General features: G+C 66.2%; 16 protein-coding genes. 3 read left to right on the top strand and 13 right to left on the bottom strand.

Annotation, left to right across the window (positions count from 1 at the left end):
- Positions 1 to 8 precede the first annotated feature (8 nt).
- From AC07P1_RS30315 to AC07P1_RS30305, 3 genes are read right to left on the bottom strand one after another with little or no spacing between them, the layout of a single operon-like run.
- Positions 9 to 629 (bottom strand): outer membrane lipoprotein LolB, encoded by a 621-nt coding sequence (locus tag AC07P1_RS30315; RefSeq protein WP_494699319.1) that lies wholly within the window; start codon positions 627 to 629, stop codon positions 9 to 11.
- A 22-nt stretch (positions 630 to 651) separates the two neighbouring features.
- Positions 652 to 2,430 carry a tetratricopeptide repeat protein gene (locus tag AC07P1_RS30310; RefSeq protein ID WP_494699318.1) on the bottom strand — a complete coding sequence of 593 codons (1,779 nt, stop codon included), beginning with the start codon at positions 2,428 to 2,430 and terminating at the stop codon, positions 652 to 654.
- Positions 2,431 to 2,453: 23 nt separating this feature from the next.
- Positions 2,454 to 2,612, bottom strand: coding sequence for a hypothetical protein (locus AC07P1_RS30305; protein ID WP_494699317.1), 159 nt, complete (start codon positions 2,610 to 2,612; stop codon positions 2,454 to 2,456).
- Positions 2,613 to 2,623: 11 nt separating this feature from the next.
- On the opposite strand from AC07P1_RS30305, the gene mutM reads away from it, so the two are divergent.
- From mutM to mutY, 3 genes are all read left to right on the top strand, one after another.
- Positions 2,624 to 3,457 carry a bifunctional DNA-formamidopyrimidine glycosylase/DNA-(apurinic or apyrimidinic site) lyase gene (gene mutM / locus AC07P1_RS30300; protein WP_494699316.1) on the top strand — a complete coding sequence of 278 codons (834 nt, stop codon included), beginning with the start codon at positions 2,624 to 2,626 and terminating at the stop codon, positions 3,455 to 3,457.
- Between the two features lie 26 nt (positions 3,458 to 3,483).
- Positions 3,484 to 5,412 carry a dynamin family protein gene (locus AC07P1_RS30295; protein WP_494699355.1) on the top strand — a complete coding sequence of 643 codons (1,929 nt, stop codon included), beginning with the start codon at positions 3,484 to 3,486 and terminating at the stop codon, positions 5,410 to 5,412.
- 118 nt (positions 5,413 to 5,530) lie between these two features.
- Complete coding sequence (gene mutY, locus AC07P1_RS30290; protein WP_494699315.1) at positions 5,531 to 6,664, top strand: A/G-specific adenine glycosylase; 1,134 nt, start codon at positions 5,531 to 5,533, stop codon at positions 6,662 to 6,664.
- On the opposite strand, the gene AC07P1_RS30285 is transcribed toward mutY, so the two are convergent.
- The 10 genes from AC07P1_RS30285 to AC07P1_RS30240 form a co-directional block, all read right to left on the bottom strand.
- Positions 6,661 to 6,975, bottom strand: coding sequence for a hypothetical protein (locus tag AC07P1_RS30285; protein ID WP_494699314.1), 315 nt, complete (start codon positions 6,973 to 6,975; stop codon positions 6,661 to 6,663). The genes mutY and AC07P1_RS30285 overlap by 4 nt on opposite strands.
- A gap of 8 nt (positions 6,976 to 6,983) precedes the next feature.
- Positions 6,984 to 7,268 carry a hypothetical protein gene (locus AC07P1_RS30280; protein ID WP_494699313.1) on the bottom strand — a complete coding sequence of 95 codons (285 nt, stop codon included), beginning with the start codon at positions 7,266 to 7,268 and terminating at the stop codon, positions 6,984 to 6,986.
- A gap of 54 nt (positions 7,269 to 7,322) precedes the next feature.
- The gene (locus AC07P1_RS30275; protein ID WP_494699312.1) at positions 7,323 to 8,459 is read right to left on the bottom strand and encodes a deoxyguanosinetriphosphate triphosphohydrolase; all 1,137 of its coding nucleotides are present in this window, start codon (positions 8,457 to 8,459) and stop codon (positions 7,323 to 7,325) included.
- A gap of 12 nt (positions 8,460 to 8,471) precedes the next feature.
- Positions 8,472 to 10,115 (bottom strand): bifunctional shikimate kinase/3-dehydroquinate synthase AroKB, encoded by a 1,644-nt coding sequence (aroKB, locus tag AC07P1_RS30270; protein ID WP_494699311.1) that lies wholly within the window; start codon positions 10,113 to 10,115, stop codon positions 8,472 to 8,474.
- Positions 10,116 to 10,185: 70 nt separating this feature from the next.
- Complete coding sequence (locus tag AC07P1_RS30265; RefSeq protein ID WP_494699310.1) at positions 10,186 to 12,366, bottom strand: beta strand repeat-containing protein; 2,181 nt, start codon at positions 12,364 to 12,366, stop codon at positions 10,186 to 10,188.
- 58 nt (positions 12,367 to 12,424) lie between these two features.
- Complete coding sequence (locus AC07P1_RS30260; protein ID WP_494699309.1) at positions 12,425 to 14,626, bottom strand: type IV pilus secretin PilQ; 2,202 nt, start codon at positions 14,624 to 14,626, stop codon at positions 12,425 to 12,427.
- On the bottom strand, positions 14,623 to 15,174 hold the full coding sequence (locus tag AC07P1_RS30255) for a pilus assembly protein PilP (protein ID WP_315219174.1): 552 nt from the start codon (positions 15,172 to 15,174) through the stop codon (positions 14,623 to 14,625). The genes AC07P1_RS30260 and AC07P1_RS30255 overlap by 4 nt, the downstream gene beginning before the upstream one ends.
- Positions 15,171 to 15,857, bottom strand: coding sequence for a type IV pilus inner membrane component PilO (locus AC07P1_RS30250; RefSeq protein WP_494699308.1), 687 nt, complete (start codon positions 15,855 to 15,857; stop codon positions 15,171 to 15,173). Before AC07P1_RS30250 ends, AC07P1_RS30255 begins: the two co-directional genes overlap by 4 nt.
- A gap of 11 nt (positions 15,858 to 15,868) precedes the next feature.
- Complete coding sequence (locus AC07P1_RS30245) at positions 15,869 to 16,546, bottom strand: PilN domain-containing protein (RefSeq protein WP_494699307.1); 678 nt, start codon at positions 16,544 to 16,546, stop codon at positions 15,869 to 15,871.
- Positions 16,546 to 17,622: a pilus assembly protein PilM gene (locus AC07P1_RS30240; protein ID WP_494699306.1), complete on the bottom strand. Its 1,077-nt coding sequence runs from the start codon at positions 17,620 to 17,622 to the stop codon at positions 16,546 to 16,548. Before AC07P1_RS30240 ends, AC07P1_RS30245 begins: the two co-directional genes overlap by 1 nt.
- Between the last annotated feature and the right edge of the window lie 122 nt (positions 17,623 to 17,744).

Here is a 17,744-nt window from a genome sequence, read left to right as displayed (position 1 = left end):
GTATCAATTTATTGTGCGGCAGGATCGATCACGATGCGGATCGACATGTCATCGACCTGCTGGCCCAGCGCGATGCGGGTGGCGTCAATGCGTTTCGGCTGCGGCACGGCCGCCGAATCATCTTGCCACGACACGTAGTCGAGCTTCCAGCCGTCGCGGGTGACGACGGTATCGCTGGCCGGCGAGGCGGTGAAGCGGCTGCCGTCGGCGGCGACCGCGTAGCCCTGCAGCCAGTCGCGCAGGCCGGAAACCGGCAAGGTCCAGCCCAGGGTCTGACGGGTCAGGCTGTCGAGGTCGGACGCGGTGCGGGTCGGCTCGCCGCTGCGCTTCAACGTGGCCGAGGTCGGCGTGACGTTGATGACGGCGACCGTCTGCCCGGTCGGCGAGATCAAGGTGACGTCGGTGTTGGCCGCCGTTTGCCGCCAGGTGAACTTGCCGCTCAGCGACTCCTGTTTGCCGTCCCGGCTGTAATTGATGGCGATGCGTCCGGCCAGGTCGAGCGTGTCGCGGTACGGCGCGACGGCGGTGGTCGAGCGTGGCGCGGAGGTGGTGGCGCAGCCGGCCAGCACGGCAAGCGCGCCGGCCAGTGCCAGCGCGCTTGCCGCGCGGCGGAAAATGGAAATCGTCATCAGTGGTGATTGCTATCGGTTGTTAGAGGTTTTGGTTCAGGCGCGCCAGCGTGTTCTTGAGCGCGTCGTTCTTGGGGTCTTTGCTTTTGGCTTCCTGCCACAACTTTTGCGCGCCGGTGACGTCGCCCTTGACGAACAGCACCTCGCCCAGATGCACGGCGATTTCCGGATCGGCCCGCAGCGCGTAGGCGCGGCGCAACAGCGATTCCGCCTCGTCCAGGTTCCCCATGCGGAATTGTACCCAGCCCATGCTGTCCATGATGAACGGGTCGCCCGGCGCCATCTTCATCGCCTGGTCGATCAGCGCATAGGCCTCCGGCAGGCGCTCGTTGCGCTCGGCCAGCGAATAGCCCAGCGCGTTGTAGGCGTGCTGGTTGTCGGGCGCGGCGATCATCACCTGGCGCAGCGCTTTTTCCATCAGCTCCACGTTGCCCAGTTTTTCCGCCACCAGCGCGAAGTCGTACAGCAGGTCCGGATTGTCCGGATAGCGTTTGACGGCGTTCTCCAGCACCGTGTAGGCGGCGCGGGTATCGCCGGCGTCGCGCAGCAACTGGGCGTCGGTCTGGAAGATCTGCGCCTGGTCGGCGGGGTCGGCCGGCGTCAAGGTGGCCAGCTGCTTGCGCGCGCCGTCGACATCGCCCTTGCGCGCCGTCAGGGTCGCCATTTTCATGCGCGCGTTCAGGTACAGCTTGGGATCGTCGCCTTCGATTTTCTCCAGCCATTTGTAGGCGCCGTCGATGTCGCCGCGCTGCTCGGCGATCTGCGACAGTATCATCAGAACCTTGGAGGGGTCGCGCTCGTCGTCGGGATGGTCGTCCATGACGGTGATGAAACGCGTGAAATATTTCTCCGCCTCGGGCAAATCGTTGGCCTGCATCGCCATCACGCCCAGCGCGTACAAGGTCGCGATGTTGTCGGGCTGGTCCTTCAGCAAGGTCAGGAATTCCTGGCGGGCCGGCTCGAGCCGCTTGGCGTCGACCAGGATGCGGGCGTAGGCCGCGCGCACCTCGCGCGCCTTCGGATATTTCTCCAGGAAAGCGGTCAACACCTTGCCCGCGGCGTCGATGTCGCCGGACACCTGCGCCATGGTCAGCACCGCCAGCTCGGAGTCGGGCTTGATGGCCTGGGCTTTTTGCGCCTCGGCGCGGGCGCGCTCGGCGTCGTTGACGGCGAAGGCGCCCTGCGCCAGGATCAGGTGGCTTTCCAGCATGTCGTCATAGGGCGCCAGCACGCGCTCCTGCAGCGCGAACGCGGCGGCCTTGTCCTTGGCGCGCAGCATGAATTGCTGCATCTGCAACATCGCCATGCCGCGCTGGGCCGGCGGCGCCGCCTTCAGGCGCTGGGCGAAAATCGCCTCCGCTTCGCTCAGGTCATCGTTGACGACGGCAAAGCCGAGGAAATACTGGGTCGCCTCGTCCGAATCGGGCGCCAGTTCGCGCCACAGGCGGATCGCCGCCAGCGCCTCCTGGCCCTGCTTGGCGGCCAGCGCCATCTCGGCGGCGCGGCGTGCCAGGCGCGGATCGCGGGTCTGCTGGGCCAGCGACAGCATCGTGATATACGCGCCCTGCCATTGTCCCTGCTTGAACTCGAGCTCGGCCTTGGTGATGCGGAACAGCATGTCGCCGGTCAGGGCATTGTTGGGTAGCACTTCCGGCACGGGCGCGGGCGCCTCCACCACGGCGGCGGCGCTGTCGGGGGCGGCAGGCTCCGGTGCGGCGGTGGACTCGGCCTGTTTTTGCGGCGCCATGGCGCACGCCGACAGCAAGGCAGAGAGGGTTACAATGGCGAAAGCGTTTTTCAAGGGAAGATCCTGGTCGGCAATGGTCAGCTGATTTTACGCGCAACGCATCGCTTGCGTGTTTTGACTAGTGTAACCAAATATTTTACGCCGGCCAGGTTGCGCCGGCTTTTACCGCCTTGATGTACGATCATCGGCCCGAAATGCCGCCCCACTCTGAAACGCTTGCCCTTGTTTTCACTCATTTGCCATCCACATGCCAGAATTGCCAGAAGTTGAAGTGACACGGCGCGGCGTCGCGCCCCATATCGAAGGCCGCACCGTGCGCGACGTGGTGCTGCGCCGCGAGGGCCTGCGCTGGCCGTTTCCCGCCCAGTTGCAACAATTGCTGGCCGGACGGCTGGTGGTGCGCACCGGGCGGCGCGGAAAATACCTGCTGGTCCACTTCGAGCACGGCACCCTGATCATCCACCTGGGCATGTCGGGCCACCTGCGGGTGATGGACACCGACATCGAGCCGGAAAAGCACGACCATTTCGATCTGGTGATCGAGGGGCCGCAAGGCAAACAGGTGCTGCGCATGAAGGACCCGCGCCGCTTCGGCGCCGTGCTGTGGCACGACGACGCCGACGGCCTGCTTGAACACCACGTCCTGCTGCGCGAACTGGGCGTGGAGCCGCTGGAAACGGGCTTTACCGGCAAATTGTTGTACGATCAGACCCGCCAGCGCAGCGCCCCGGTCAAGCAAGTGCTGCTGGCCGGCGATATCGTAGTCGGCGTCGGCAATATTTACGCTTCGGAAAGTTTATTTCGCGCGGGCATCAATCCAAAGACGCCCGCCAAGCGTATCAGCCTGGCGCGCTACGAGAAACTGGCGCAGGCGATCCGCGAGATCCTGGCCGAAGCCATCATCCAGGGCGGCAGCACCTTGCGCGACTTTATTAGCGTCAACGGCCAGTCCGGTTATTTCCAGCAGACGTATTTCGTCTATGATCGTGCTGGCGTGCCCTGCAAGGTGTGCGCGGCGCCGGTGCGGCAGATCAAGCAAGGACAGCGCTCCACTTTTTACTGTGTCAATTGCCAAAAGTGAACTTTAGAACAAGGGCGGAAAGCATGATGGCCAGGGATTTCGAGCAGTACAGCGCCTGGCGGCAAGGCGTGGTGACGGCGCTGAAAAACTACCAGTCCTGGGTGGCGGCCGCGTCGTTGACCGACGCCGCCACCGACCAGCGCATCGGCCGCACCCTGGCGCGGCTGGCCGACGATAAGTTGTCGGTGGCCTTCGTCGCCGAGTTCTCGCGCGGCAAATCCGAGCTGATCAACGCCATCTTCTTCGCCGACTACGGCCAGCGCATCCTGCCGTCGGCCGCCGGCCGCACCACCATGTGTCCGACCGAGCTGATGTACGACCCCAGCTTCGCGCCGTCGATCCGCCTGCTGCCGATCGAGACGCGGGCCGACAACCTGTCGACCGGCGACTACCGCGATCAACCATCGGCCTGGACCGTGCTGCCGCTGAACCTGGAGGTCGGCGCCGACATGCACGAGGTCTTCAAGCAGGTCAGCATGACGCGCCACGTGCCGGTCGAGGAGGCCAAGCGCTACGGCTTGTACGACGAGGACGATCCCGACATGCCGGTCACCCTGAGCGAGGACGGCAAGGTCGAGATCTCGCTGTGGCGCCACGCCATCATCAACTTCCCGCACCCGCTGCTCAAGCAGGGGCTGGTGATCCTCGACACGCCCGGCCTGAACGCCATCGGCACCGAGCCGGAACTGACCTTGAACCTGATTCCGAATGCGCACGCGGTGCTGTTCATCCTGGCCGCCGACACCGGCGTGACCAAGAGCGACATCGAGGTCTGGCGCAACCACATCGGCGCCGGCGCAGGCCGCCTCGTCGTGCTCAACAAGATCGACAGCATGTGGGACGAGCTGCGCAGCCATGCCGAGGTCGACGTCGAGATCGAACGCCAGCAGGCCAATGTCGCGCACGTGCTGGCGCTCGAGCCGCGCCAGGTGTTTCCGGTGTCGGCGCAAAAGGCGCTGGTGGGCAAGATCACACAGGACAACGCCCTGCTCGCCCGCAGCCGCCTGCAGGCGCTCGAAGCGGCGCTGTTCGACGAGCTGATCCCGGCCAAGAAGGACATCGTGCGCAAGCAACTGCGCGAAGAATTACAGGCGCTGAGCGTGGCGCAAATGGCGCTGGTCAATGCGCGCTCGCGCGGCATCGTCGAGCAGCTGCACGAGCTCAAGAGCCTGCGCGGCAAGAACCAGACGGTGATCGCCCACATGATGCGCCGCATCGACGTCGAGAAAAAGGAATTCGACACCAGCCTGTTCAAGCTGCAGGCCACGCGCGCCGTGTTCACCCGGCTGTCGACCGAGCTCTACACCAGCATCGGCATGGACATCGTGCGCGACGACATCGACGTGGTGCGCGAACAGATGCAGCGCAGCCGCTTCTTCACCGGCGTGCGCGAGGCGGTGCGCAATTACTTCGAGCGCATCCGCGCCAACCTCGACGCGTCCGAGCGCAAGACCGTCGAGATCAGCGAGATGATGGGCGTGATGTACCGCCGCTTCGCCAGCGAGCACGGCTTGACCCTGGCGCTGCCGATGCCGTTTTCGCTGCAACTGTACCGCGACGAGATCGCGTCGATCGAGGCGATCTACTACAAACAGTTCGGCACTGCGACGTTGATCACGACCAGCCGCGTCGTGCTGATGGAGAAGTTCTTCGACACCATCGCCTCGCGCGTGCGCGGCTGTTTCAAGTCGGCCAACAACGACGCCGAGGCGTGGCTGAAGGTGATCATGGCGCCGCTGGAGGCGCAGATCCGCCAGCACAAGGATCAGCTCAAGCACCGGCTGGCGTCGATCCAGCGCATCCACGACGCCACCGACAGCCTGGAGCAGAAAATCGACGCGTTCGAAAGCAGCCAGCAGCAGCTGGAGGCGCAGAAGCTGCGCCTGACGGAACTGGCGGCCGCCATCGGCACCGCCATCAACGCGGAGTTCGAGGCGCTCGACGCCGCCGCTTAACAAGATAGATTTTCGTAGGGCGGATTAGCGCGCAGCGCGTAATCGGCCATGAGCCGCCGACGAAGCGTGACGGATTAAGCCGCGCCAAGCCGCGCAACATGTTTAATTTAGGATGCAAATGAAGGTAGAAGTTGTCGAGAATTTCGCCGATCCGAGTTTTTCATCGGACCTGATCGGCTGGCAGAAACAGCACGGGCGCCACGCGCTGCCGTGGCAAAACACCACCGACGCGTATCTGATCTGGCTGTCCGAAATCATGCTGCAGCAAACGCAGGTGTCGGCGGTGCTGGGCTACTACGCGCGCTTCCTTGAACGTTTCCCCACCCTGCGCGACCTGGCGGCGGCGCCGGTCGAGGACGTCATGGCGCAATGGAGCGGCCTGGGCTACTACACCCGCGCGCGCAACCTGCACAAGTGCGCGCAGCGCGTGGTGGCCGAGTACGACGGCGTGTTCCCGTCCGACCCGGCGCTGCTGGCCGAGCTGCCCGGCATCGGCCGCTCGACGGCGGCGGCGATCTCGGCGTTTTCCAGCGGCACGCGCGCCGCCATCATGGACGGCAACGTCAAGCGGGTGTTCGCGCGCGTGTTCGGCATCGACGCCTATCCGGGCGAGCGCCGCACCGAGGAGATGATGTGGCGTCGCGCCGAGGCGCTGTTGCCGGAGCAAGGCATCGAGTCGTACACACAGGGGCTGATGGACATGGGCGCGACCTTGTGCACGCGCAGCAGCCCGTCGTGCGAGCGCTGCCCGATGCAGCCGCGCTGCGTGGCCTTCGCCACCAACCGGACCAAGGACCTGCCGGTGCGCAAGCCGAAGAAGACGTCGCCGGAGAAGCACTCGGTGATGCTGGCGATTATCGACAACGGCCAGGTGCTGCTGGAGCAGCGTCCGCCGACCGGGATCTGGGGCGGCCTGTTGTCGCTGCCGGAGCTCGACGGCCATGTGCTGGCCGAGGACGACGACATCCCGGCGGCCGGCGACGACGCGCTGATACTAGCGGTCGGCAAGTTCGGTGAAATGGAATCGCACGAGCGGCTGTCGACGGTCACGCATGTGTTCACGCACTACAAGCTGCACATCGCGCCGTACCGCGTGACCTTGGCGCGGCGCGCGCCGATGGCGGCCGAGGCCGGCCACGTCTGGTACGACGCGGCCAAACTCGCCGACGCGGCGCTGCCGGCGCCGATCAAGAAGCTGCTGCTGGAGTTGATGGGCGACGCGCGCGATGCGCAGGCGCGGATGGCGTTTTAAAGAGAGAACTTGACGACGGCCATGGCCACGCCGGTCAGCGTGATCATGGTGCCGACGCACCAGCGCACCATGCGACTTTCAAGCTGCGAAAGTTTGCACATTATTCTGGCTTCCAACGCCGCCAGCCCTCCCGCCACCCCCTCTTTTGTCGCATAGTTGGCCTGGATGGATGCGACGCGTTCTTCGAGTCTGGCAAAGTCTTGCTTAGTCACAAAGTGCTCGCGTGCAAATGCCGCCTCTGCCTTCAACGTGGCAACGTCTTTTTCCACCATGACTAACCGTCTATCGAGCTCAACAATTTGCTCATCCATAGACCACCTCACGAGAATGTTCGAACGATGGCTAGCACGATGCCTGCGACGGCGACTATGGCTCCGACGGTCCAGCGCAAATGCCGGTTTTCCAGGTCGAGAATTTTTTCTTCCAAAGAGGCTATTTGCTTACTCAGCCTTAGCTCGGATGCGACAATTTCTGTGCGCAACTCCGCCACGACTTCTTTCGTCGCGTAGTGCAGCTGCACATGTTCGGCCTGCGCAGTCAACACGGCCAAGTCCCTCTCCACCGAGCTCAGGCGTGTATCGAGTTGTTTGATTTGCTCGTCCATCCCCCATGATCATACCAACGGCGCGGACGATCAAGGGTGCACGTTTGAGCCGCCTCAAAGCTCGTCGAGCGAGAACAAACGGCGGTGTTCGCGGATGGCGTAGCGGTCGGTCATGCCGGCGATGTAGTCGGCGATCTTGCGCGCCTGCTTGCCGGCGTCGCCCGATTTGTCCTGGTAATCCGGCGGCAGCAAGACGGGCTCGGCCATGAACGATTCATACAGTTCGCGCACGATGCGGCTGGCCTTCACGCGCATGCGGTTGACCTTGTAATGGCGGTACAGGTTCTCGCGCAGGAAGCGCTTGAGCTCGGTGGCGTCCTTGCGCATCGGGTCGGAGAAGCGGATCAGCGGCGGCGCGGCGCGCACGTCGTCGATGTTCTTGGGCGCGGCGTCGGCCAGCAAGGCGCCGGAGGTGACGATCAGGTCGTCGGCCAGCGCCGTGATCAGCCGCCGCAACGTTTCGTAGATCGCGCGCCGTCCCGACAGCCCCGGGAAGGTGTGCTGGACGTCGCGCCACAGGCGCGCGAAGAAATCGACCTGCTCGAGTTGCTCGATTGTGATCAGGCCGGAGCGCAGGCCGTCGTCGATGTCGTGGCTGTTGTAGGCGATCTCGTCGGCGAGGTTGGTCAGCTGCGCCTCCAGCGACGGCTGCGTGCGGTCGATGAAGCGCACCGCGACCGGCCCCAGCAGGCGGGCGTTGGTCAGCGAGCAGTGCTTGAGGATGCCCTCGCGCGTCTCGAACATCAGGTTGAGGCCGTCGTAGGCGCCGTAGTGCTCCTCGAGCTCGTCTACCACGCGCAGGCTTTGCAGGTTGTGCTCGAAGCCGCCGTGTTCCTTCATGCATTCGTTGAGCACGTCCTGGCCGACGTGGCCGAAAGGCGTGTGGCCGAGGTCGTGCGCCAGCGAAATCGCCTCGACCAGGTCCTCGTTCAGGCGCAGGTTGCGCGCCAGCGAACGGCCAACCTGCGCCACCTCCAGGCTGTGCGTCAACCGGGTACGGAACAGGTCGCCCTCATGGTTGAGGAAGACCTGGGTTTTATACTCGAGCCGACGGAACGCCGACGAATGGATGATGCGGTCGCGGTCGCGCTGGAACTGGCTGCGCGACGAATGCGCCGTTTCCGGATAGCGGCGACCGGCGCCGCCGGCCGAATGGGCGGCGTACGGGGCCAGGTACTCTTCGGGCAGCATCGTCGCCCCCGCCTAGACGCTGGCGGCCAGAGTGGCCAGCAGCAGCTCGCGCGGCGCGTTGGTGATGCTTGGCGCACCCAGCGGCTTGAGCAGGATGAATTTGATGGCGCCGCCCTCGTTCTTCTTGTCGACCTCCATCAGTTCCAGCCAGCGCTCGGCGCCCAGGTCGGGCGCCTTGACCGGCAGGCCGGCCGCCTCGACCAGCGCGCGCACGCGCGCCACGGTGGCCTCGTCGACCAGCCCCATGCGCTGTGACAGGTCGGCCGCCATCACCATGCCGCAGCCGACGGCCTCGCCGTGCAACCACTGGCCGTAGCCCAGGCCGTTCTCGATGGCGTGGCCGAAGGTGTGGCCGAAATTGAGGATGGCGCGCAGGCCGCCCTCGCGCTCGTCCTGGCGCACGACGTCGGCCTTGATCTCGCACGAGCGGGCGATGGCGTACGCCAGCGCGCCCTTGTCGCGCGCCATCAGCTTGCCGATGTTGGCCTCGATCCAGTCGAAGAAGGCGGCGTCGATGATGGCGCCGTGCTTGATGACTTCGGCCAGGCCGGCCGACAGCTCGCGCGCCGGCAGGGTTTCCAGGGTCGAGGTGTCGGCGATCACCGCGCGCGGCTGGTAGAAGGCGCCGATCATGTTCTTGCCCAGCGGATGGTTGATGCCGGTCTTGCCGCCGACCGACGAGTCGACCTGCGACAACAAGGTGGTCGGCACCTGGATGAAGTCGATCCCGCGCATGTAGCTGGCGGCCGCGTAGCCGGTCAGGTCGCCGATGACGCCGCCGCCGAGGGCGATCAGCGTGGTCTTACGGTCGGCCTTGTTGGCCAGCAGCGCGTCGAAGATCTGCATCAGGCTCGGCCAGGTCTTGTATTCCTCGCCGTCGGGCAGCACGACGGTCATTACTTGCTTGCCGGCACTACGCAGGCCGGCCTCGACGCGCTCCAGGTACAGCGGCGCGACGGTGGTGTTGGTGACGATGGCGACCTTGCCGCCGTGGACGTGGCGCGCCAGCAGCGCGCCGTCGGCGAGCAGCGCCGGGCCGATCGAGATCGGGTAGCTGCGCTCGCCCAGATCGACATTCAACAGGATGGTGGATTCTTCGTTCATCGATGGTTCCGCTTGGGTGACGCAGTTGGGCGCGGCCTCGCAGGCCAGCCTCTCCAACTGGGTCAAAATGGATTGGACCATCGATTGTACGTTAGGTCGGCCGGTATCGATCACCACGTCGGCGATCTCCATGTACAGCGGATCGCGCACGGCCATCAATTCCTCGAGCTTTTTGCGCGGGTCGGCCGTCTGCAGCAGCGGCCTGTTCTTGTCGTGCGCGGTGCGCTGCAGGATGCTGTGCACGGTCGTGCGCAGGTAGATGACGGTGCCGCGCGCCTTGAGGAAGGCGCGGTTTTCCGGATCGAGCACGGCGCCGCCGCCGGTGGCCAGCACCAGGTCCCGCTGGCCGGTCAGCTCGCGGATGACCTCCGCCTCGCGCCGGCGAAAGCTCGGTTCACCCTCGATTTCGAAGATCCACGGGATGGAGGCGCCGGTGCGCGCCTCGATCTCGTGGTCCGAATCCATGAACCGCAGACCCAGTTTGCGGGCCAAAATACGGCCGATGGTGGTCTTTCCCGCCCCCATCAGGCCGACTAAAAACACATTTTGCATGCACGATCCAACTAAATGCGGGCGGCGGCATCGGCTCCCCCGCCAGCGGATCGCGGCCGATGGCTGCAGATCACTGCGGGTTGCTGCACGATGCCGCCACCCCGTAAGGGCTGACCACGCCTGGTGGCGTAACTGCGAGATCACTGTAATCGGTGCTCAAGCCCATCAAGTGTACCAGAGAGGTGTACGAAGACTCGGTGCCGGATGACGCCGACCCGCGGATGGTCAGGTTGACGTCGAGCCAATTGACGAAGTTGCGCGGGTAGACCAGCGACACGGTGGCGCGGCCGCTGGCGTCGGTGACCACGTTGGTGGTGACCGTCACCGGAATACCCGGCTGCAGGGTGCCGTTGCCGTTCAAGTCCTCGCCCGGGTCAAGGATGCCGTTGGCGTTCAGGTCCTCGTTGTCGCACTGTGCGGTCATCACCCGTTCCCACGGTCCCTGCGGCGGCCTGAAGGTCAGCGCCCCCTTGTAGTAGCGGTATGGCAGCACCGAGGCGGTCAGTTTGACGCCCGGCACGGCGTTGCCGGCCGCGTCGGTGACGATGACGGCGTAGTCGGCCTGGTAGGTGGCGCTGTTCGGCAAGCCGATGGTGTTGCCGGTGCCGGCGCTGATGAACAGCGACTTTTGCGCCACGGTCAGGTTGACCGCCGCCGTGGCGCCGGAGCCGCCGACCACCCTGGCCTGGATGCGCACGCCGTTGGTGGCGGTGGCGGTGGTCCCGGCAACATAGCTGACGGTGGCCGAACCGTCGGCGGCGGTGAGCACTTCCGACGGCTGCGTCAGCGTGCCGCCGCTCGGATCGGTGAGGATGGAGAAGGCCACCGTGGCGTTCTTGACCGGGTTGTTTTGCGCCGGACCGTCGCGCACCACGGCGCGCAAGGTGGCCTGCTGGGTGGTGCTGCCGGCCGTGTTGGCGCCGATCACGGCCGGGTCGGCCTGCAGCGAGATGGTGGCCGTGCCGGTCAGCGGCGCGACGAATTCCAGCTCGGCCTGCGTGGTCAGGCCGGATGCGCTGGCCGTCAACGTGGCGACCCCGGGACCGGTGGCGTTGAGGTAGGCCACCGCCGCCCCGCCGCTCAACGGCAGGGTGCCGGCCAACGGCACGGCGCACGCGGCGTCGCTGTAGACCGTGCCGCGCGAGCTGCTGATGGTGACGTTGCCGCTCGGGCCGCCGGTGACGGAGACTTGCTGGCAGCCGCCGATGGCGGCCGTGGTCTGTACGGCGCCGCCGGCGTTGAGCGAGCGGATGGCGAACGCCGACGAATTGATGGTGATGCTGGTCGAGGCCGCCTCCCCCATCGCGCGCACGGTGACCACGTCGGCGCTGCCGCCGGTGGCCGTGTAGCTGAGGATGAGCTGGCCAGCGGCGTTGGTGACGGCCGCGCCGCCGCCCTTGACCACCAGGGTATTGGCGTTCGAGCCGAACACGACCGGTTTGCCGACCAGCGCGTTGCCGGCCGAATCGACCAGCTTGACGGTGATGTCGGCGCTGGCGCCGACGTTGATGGTGCGCGCGGCGTTGATGGTCAAGCCGTTGCCGGCCACGTTGACGATGGTGGTGACCGGCACGGCGCCGGCCACCGAGGCGGTGACCTTGATCGAGCGGGAGGTGGCGTCGCCGCCGGTGCCGAGCTTCTCGGTGACGATGCCCTGGGCGTTGGTGGTGCGGGTGGTCAGGCTCAGGCTGCCCGAATCGGCCCGCAGGTCGACCGGCACGCCGGGCATGACGGTGTTGTTGGAGTCGCGCACCAGCGCCACCACCGTCACCTCGTTGCCGGCGGTGCCGACCGAGGCCAGGGTGGCGGCGTCGGTGGTCAGCGACAAGGTCGGCACGGCGTTGACCACGTCGATGGTGACCGGGCTCGAGGTCCGGCCGCCGGCGCTGGCCGTCACGGTGATCTTGCGCAGCGAGCTGTCGCCCTTGACGCTGAGCTTTTCGACCACCTCGCCGGCGGCGCTGCTCAGGCGGTTGGTGCTTGTCACGGTGCCCGAGCTGGTGGTGAAACTGACCGTTTCGCCGGACAGCGCGTTGCCGCCGGCGTCCTTGACGATGGCCGTCAAGGTCACCTCGGTGCCGTCCAGGCCGGACGAGGCGATGGTCGTAGCGCTGGCCGTGAGCACCACGCTGGCCGCCTTGGATGGCGCCACCCCGCTGCCATTGGTCCCCGGCGAACCGCCGCCGCCACCGCAGGCCGACAGCACCCCGGCGCACACCACCATCACCAGCCATCCCGTGAATTTTTTCATGACCGTGTTTCCCATAACTAGAATAAGTGAATCACTCAAACAGACAAAACATCCCGGATCAACGCGTCGACAGGCGCTCGGCGACGATCTTCGGCGTGATAAACACCAACAACTCCGTCTTGTCGTTGGTGCGCGAATTGGTGCGGAACAGATAGCCCAGCACCGGCACGTCGCCCAGCAGCGGCACCTTGCTGGTGGTGTTGCGCTCGGTTTGCTGGTAGATGCCGCCGAGCACCACCGTACCGCCGTTCTCGACCATCACCTGCGTCTTGACGTGCTTGGTGTCGATGGCGAAGCCGGCGCGTGTCTCCTGGCCCACGCTGTCCTTGTTGACGTCGACGTCGATGACGACGTTGCCGTCCGGCGTGATCTGCGGCGTCACCTCCAGCCGCAGGTTGGCCTTGCGGAACTGGATCGAGGTCGCGCCGCTGCTGGTGGCGACCTGGTAGGGCAGCTCGATGCCCTGCTCGATCAGCGCGATGGCCTTGTCGGCGGTGATCACGCGCGGGCTGGAGATGATCTTGCCGGTGCCATCGGCCTCCAGCGCCGACAGTTCGAGGTTGAGGAAGCGGTTGGCCGCCGACGAGAACAGGCTGATCGCCAGGCTGCCGGCCGGGACGCCGTTGATGTTGCCCGCCGGCAGATTGACGAACTGGGTGTTGTCGAAGGTGCCGTCGTTGAGCGCCACCTGGCCGGTGGTCTGGCCGATGCCGTTCATGTTGCCGCCGATGCCGATGCGGGTATTGCCGTTGCCGATCTGGTAGCCGGCGTCGCCGCCGCGGATGGTGCGCATGTCGGCGAAGCCGAGCTTGGCGCCGAGGTTGCGGGTGAAGGTGTCGCTGGCCTCGACGATGCGCGCCTCGATCAGCACCTGCTTGGTGGCGATGTCGGTCTTGGCGATGAGCCGGCGCACGTCCTCGAGCTTGGAGGCGATGTCGGTGACGAACAGCTGGTTGGTGCGCGGCTCGATGATGGCGCTGCCGCGCTTGGACAGGATGCGGTTCTTGGCGTCGCCGCCCTCGAGGCCGAAGACGGTCTTGAAGGCCTCGGCTTTCTGGTAGTTGAGCTGGAAGATCTCCGACTTGAGCGGTTCGAGGTCGGCGATCTGGGCGCGCTGCTCCAGTTCCAGCTTTTCCTTGGTCAGCAACTCCTCCTTGGGCGCGATCCACAGCACGTTGCCGTTCTTGCGCATGTCCAGGCCCTTGGCCTGCAGCACCACGTCCAGCGCCTGGTCCCACGGCACCTCCTTCAGGCGCAACGTCAGGTTGCCGCTGACGCTGTCGCTGGTGATGATGTTCAGGCCGGAGATGTCGGCGATCGCCTGCAGCGCCGCGCGCACCTCGACGTTCTGGAAGTTGAACGAGAGCTTCTCGCCGCGGTAGCCCTGCGAGCCCTGGGTCAGCTTGTTCGGGTCCTCCTTGATCGGCTTGACGTCGATCACCAGCTGGGTGTCGCTCTGGTACACGGTCTGCTCCCACAGCCCGCGCGCCTCGACCGTCAGGCGCGTGTTGTCGCCGTAGGGCACGCTGGTCACCAGCGCCACCGGCGTGCCGAAGTCGCCGACGTCGAGCCGGCGGCGCAAGGTCTCCGGCAGCCCCGTCTTGAGGAAGTCGACCACCACGCCGGTCGGCGTCTGGCGCACGTCGACGGCCACCTGGTTGTTGGGCAGGTCGACCACGACCCTGCCCTCGCCGTTGGCGCCGCGGCGGAAATCGAGGTCGCGCAGCATCTGGCGCCCGGGCGCCGCCGTGGCGGCCGGGGCGACCGGCAGGCCGCGGCCGTCGACCGCCGTGGCCACGCCGCCGGAACCGTCGATGGTCAGGATGATGGCGTTGCCGTCGATGGCGGTGGCGTAATTGAGGCTGCGTTTGAGGTTGAACACCAGGCGCGAGCGCCCGCCCGCCTGCACCACGTTGACGCTGCGCAGGTCGCCCACGTTGAACTCCTGCGTGGTCTTGCCGGTGCCGTTGACGGTGGCGCCGAGATCGAGCGCGACGCGGGAGGGATTGGTGATGGCGAAGCCGAGGGGGAGTTTGTCGGGCGGGTTTTTCAGCGCGATCTTGACGATGACGTTGGCGCCCTGCTGGTTGGCGCTGATCGACTCGATGGCGTTGGCGGTGGCCGCCGTGGCGGCGGGCTGGGCGCTGACGCCTTGCGGCTGCGGCGCCAGGGCCAGGGTCAAGGTCATGGTCAGAGCGAGGGCCCACCGAGGCGCCCGGCAGGCGGCCGGCGCGCGCCGGGCCGTGGTTCGAGCGGTCATTTGATATTCTCCTTGCTTTCCTGCAGTTCCAGCTTCGACATGCGTTCGACCCAGTCGCCGGTCGCGTCCTGGACGATTTCCCTGATGCTGACCGCGTCCTCGGTGATGCCGGTGATCCGGCCGTAGTTCTGTCCGATGTGCTGGCCCTTGACGACCTGGTGCACCGAACGGTCGATCTGCAGCACCGCGTGGATGACGCCGTTCTTCTCGATGGTGCCGACCATCTTGACGGTGTCGAGCGGATAGCTCTCGAGCAGCTCCTTGCGCCGGTCGAGGTCCGGGCGCAGGCCGCCGCCGGGGCGCGCGTCCAGCTTGGCCAGCTCGGCCAGCAGCTTGTTCGGATTGAACGGATCGACCTGGTCCTTCTGGGCGTAGGCGAACGGGATGAAGGTCTTGGGCTCGGCCAGCGGCGGCACCGCCACCTTGGTCTGGGCATCGACCTCGCGCATCCACGCGCGCACCTGCTGGGCGTCGTCGTCGCCGCAGGCCGACAGCAGCGGCAGCGCCGCCGTCACCAGCCACAAGGGGAGCGATCTCAACGTGCTCATGATTTTTTCGCCGCCTTTTTCTTGTCGGCCGCCGCCTTGCGCTGCGCCTGCACCTCTTCCGGATCGAGGTAGCGGAAGGTCTTGGCCACCGCCTCCAGGGTCAGCACGCCGTCCTTGCCGGTGCTCAGCGCCATGTTGTTGAGCGTGACGATGCGCGACAGGTTGGCCATGTCGCCGGCGAAGGCGCCGATGTCGTGGTAGCCGCCGGTGACCTTGATATCGATCGGCAACTCCGCGTAGTAATCCTTGACCACCACCTGGGCCGGCTTGAACAGCTCGAACTGCAGGCCGCGGCCGGAGCCGGCCTGGTTGATGTCGGTCAGCAAGGCGGCCATCTCGGCCTTGCTGGGCAGCTGCTTCTGCAGCCGTTCGACATACTGGTCGACCTGCACCTTCTGCGCCCGCAGCGCCTCCAGGTTGACCGCCTGGCCGGTCTTGAAGCGGTATTCGTCGCGCAACTTGAGCTCGGCCAGGGCGCCCGCCTCCTGCTCCTCGAACTGCGAACTCCAGTAGCCGAAGTAGCCGGCCACCATCACCGCCGCCGCCACGCCGACGGCGCACAGCAGGCGCGGCGCCAGCGGCCACTGGCCGGGATGGCGGTCGTTGAGGTTGCGGAACTGCCCGGCCAGCCGCGCGCCCAGCTGGTTCAGATCGAGGTTGCTTGTCGCCATCGCTGTCGGCATCGCCATCGCTCCTAGGGCTGGACCGGCTTGACGCCGGTGGCCGGACTGGTGGGCGGGACGGACAAGGCCGCCGTGGTGGCGGCCGCGCCGGACTTGGCCCCGCCCTTGTCAGCGGGGACCCCGTCCTTGTCGCGCGGGCGCTTGATCAGGACCATCAGGTTGAATTCCACCACTTTCTTGCTGGTCTTGCCCTGGCCGAGGGCGGTCGATTTGACTTCGATCAAGTCCGGGCGCTCCAGCCACGGCGACACGCCCGCCAGGTTGCGCAGCAGTTCGGACACGCGCTCCTGCGACTGCGCGTAGCCGAGCACCGACACCTTCTGCCCCTCCTGCTTGAAACTTTTCAGATAGACGCCGGGCGGGGTCTGCCTGACCAGCTCGTCGAGCAGGTAGACCGGCTGGTTGCGGTCGCCCTGCAAATCCTCGACCGCCTGCTGGCGCGCCTTGAGCGCCTCGATCTCCTGCTTCAGCGTGGCGATCTCGGCGATTTTCTTGTCGAGTCCGCTGATGGCGGTCTTCAGCACCTGGTTGCGCTCGCCCTGGATGGAGATCGCGCGGGCGTTGTAGCCGCCCACCAGCAGCACCACGCCGACGCCGATGACGCCGCCCAGCGCCAGCAGCGCGAAGAAGGCGGACTTCTTCTGCTTGCGCTTTTCCTCGCGGTGGGGCAACAGGTTGATGCGTATCATCAGCCGAACCTCCGCAGCGCCAGGCCGCAGGCGACCAGGTAGGCCGGGGCGTCGGCGCGCAGCTGCGCCTCGCGCACCGACGCCCCCAGCTGCATGCCCTTGAACGGCGAGATGACGGCGCTGGCGATCCGGGTGCGGCCGGCGACCAGTTCGAGCAGGCCGGGGATGACGGCGCAGCCGCCGGCCAGGAACAGCTGGTCGACCCGGGTGTAGGGGGTGGAGGTGTAGAAGAACTGGATCGCCCGCGTGACCTCCATCGCCGCGCTCTCGAGGAAGGGCGTGAGCAGCTCCGGCGCGTAGTTGTCGGGCAGGTCGCCGCTCTTCTTGCGCGCCTCGGCCTCGTCGAAGGCCATGCCGTAGGCGCGCACGATGTCCTGGGTCAGCGAGTTGCCGCCGAAGGGCTGCTCGCGCTCGTAGACGGTGGCGCCGTCGAGCATGACGGAGATATGGGTGACCTGGGCGCCGATCTGGAACAGCGCCACCACCTGGCCGGCGCCGGCCTCGGGCAGTTGCGCGGTGATGCGGTCGAGCGCGGCGCGGGCGGCGTACGATTCGATGTCCATCACGGTCGCCTTCAGGCCGGACGCCTCGGCGATGGCGACCCGGTCCTCGACCTTCTCGCGGCGCGAGGCTGCCAGCATGACCTCGATGTCCTCGGGCGAGTTGGCGGCCGCGCCGATGACGTCGAAGTCCAGGCTGACCTCGTCGAGCGCGAACGGGATGTACTGGCTGGCCTCGGATTCGACCTGCACCTCGAGCTGGTCCTCCGACAGGCCGGCCGGCAGGATGATTTTCTTGGTGATGACCGACGCCGGCGGCATGCCCAGCGCGGCCAGCTTGGCGCGGCTGCCGCTTTTCTTCCAGACGCGCCGCACCACCTCGACCACCTGGTCCATGTTCTCGATGTTGCCATCGACGACGGCGCCGCGCGGCAACGGCTCGGCGGCGTAGCGCTCCAGCCGCAGCTCGCCCTTGGCGCCCTGGGCCAGCTCCACCACGCGCACGCTGGAGGTGCTGATGTCCAGGCCCATCAGCGGCGCGCTGGCCTGCCCGAACAGCATCTTGAAATCGATCATGCGAGAGTCTCCGGCGCCGGGATGTCGGCTGCGCTACATAGCAGAGCTAAAAGCTGAATCACGCCTAAGCCCGGCTTAAGCAAGCCCCCACATTAAATCGTGCCTATATAAGTGTAAAGATA

The organism is Duganella sp. GW821-FHT07F09 (genome assembly GCF_059418705.1).
This window is presented reverse-complemented; position numbering and strand designations above follow the sequence as displayed.